Genomic DNA, 1,597 nt, shown 5'->3' with positions numbered 1-1,597 from the left:
AACCTTTAACTTTCCCCGTGCGTTTCCCGCGACTTTTGCAAAAGCAAAACTCGCGCTTTGGTGAGTCTGCTTGCAGATGTTCACGAAACGCGGCGGCAAGTGGGGCCGCGTTTCGCGAGTGCAGTTTTGTTGCCCGCGCGCCGCGAGCAACTTTGGAAACATGTCAAATTGTCTCCGCTCCTCCGAATTTACACACTTTGCGGTGGTTGACTTTGCAAAACCTCAATCAACAAACCTCCCACACAAGCATTTTAGCTTCTGAATCAAGTTCAGCAGAACTGAGCATCGGACAACGCCCATTCCCATCATACCTCATACTTCATACTTCCTACCTCCTACCTCATATTTCTACTTCTTACTTTTCCGACTCCTCCATGTAAAAATAACAAAACTTTATCCCGCAAATTGCGTAATTTCCAAACAAAAAACGGAAGTAACATTATAAGGAGACTTACCTTATGACCGATTTACTCACCTCAACACTCACCCCGGAACAAAAATGGGAGCAGGCTACCCTCGCGAACAACTTCCTTTTCTGTAAAATCATGGAAAGCGAGCCAGAAATCTGCAAACACGTAATCGAAATTCTTCTCGGAATCGAAATCGACCGAATCGAGATTCCGCAGACCGAACGCACGATGCAGGAATCTTTTGAGTCAAAAAGCGTGCGATTCGACGTTTACGCCAAAGACAGCGACCGAATTTTTGACGTTGAAATGCAGACCACTACCTCGAAAAAACTCGCCAAGCGGTCGAGATACTACCAAAGCATCATCGACGTGGAGCACCTCACCGCAGGCACCGACTACGACGAGCTGAAGGACGTCTACATCATCTTCATCTGCCTCGGCGACGTTTTCGGCGAAAAACTCCCGGTCTACACCTTCGAGAACGTCTGCACCGAAAACGGCAGGACAAAACTCAACGACCGCACGTTCAAAGTGTTTTTCAACGCCGACTTGTGTGATAAAATCGACTCAAAGGAACGGCGGAACTTTCTTACCTTTCTGAAAGCAAACGAGGCACGAGACGACTTTACCGAGACACTCCGCTCAAAGCTCGCCCTCGCCAAGAAAAACATGAAATGGAGGCGGCAGTATATGACCTGGGAACAAACACTCAAAGAATACGCAAAAGAAGCATACGAAGAAGGTCTAAAAGAAAACGCAAAGAACAACGCGATAAACTTGTTGCAGGAAACTGATTTATCACCAGAAGTTATTGCAAAATGCTGCAAGCTTTCGCTAGAGGAAGTTTTAAAACTAAAGGAAACGCTGCAAGTTCACTTTTGACCTTTAACTTCCCCCGTGCGTTTCCCGCGACTTTTGCAAAAGCAAAACTCACACTTTGGTGAGTCTGCTTGCAGATGTTCACGAAACGCGGCGGCAAGCGGGGCCGCGTTTCGTGGGTGCAGCTTTGTCGCTCGCGCACCGCGAGCAACTTTTGGGGAGTCGTGTCAACTTGCAGATTGCGCACCACCTCGCGTATCGGGCTTTAAGTTCTGCTAGGCAGCTTACGAACATTTTTGGTGGACGGAGCGCGTGAATTAACGCTGATTCTCGCTGATGAATCGCAGCAGCTTTCCTGTTGTCATTCC

The 1,597-nt window shown here is 48.0% G+C and carries 1 protein-coding gene; it reads left to right on the top strand.

What is annotated here, in order from left to right; all coding sequences use genetic code 11:
- Positions 1-458: 458 nt before the first annotated feature.
- Positions 459-1,292: an Rpn family recombination-promoting nuclease/putative transposase gene (locus tag JI65_RS16865; protein WP_191018327.1), complete on the top strand. Its 834-nt coding sequence runs from the start codon at positions 459-461 to the stop codon at positions 1,290-1,292.
- Positions 1,293-1,597 lie beyond the last annotated feature (305 nt).

The organism is Treponema zioleckii (genome assembly GCF_014737315.1).
GTDB lineage: Bacteria > Spirochaetota > Spirochaetia > Treponematales > Treponemataceae > Treponema_D > Treponema_D zioleckii.
Note: the sequence above shows the minus strand (reverse complement) of the source record. Positions and strands in the feature narration are given on the sequence as shown.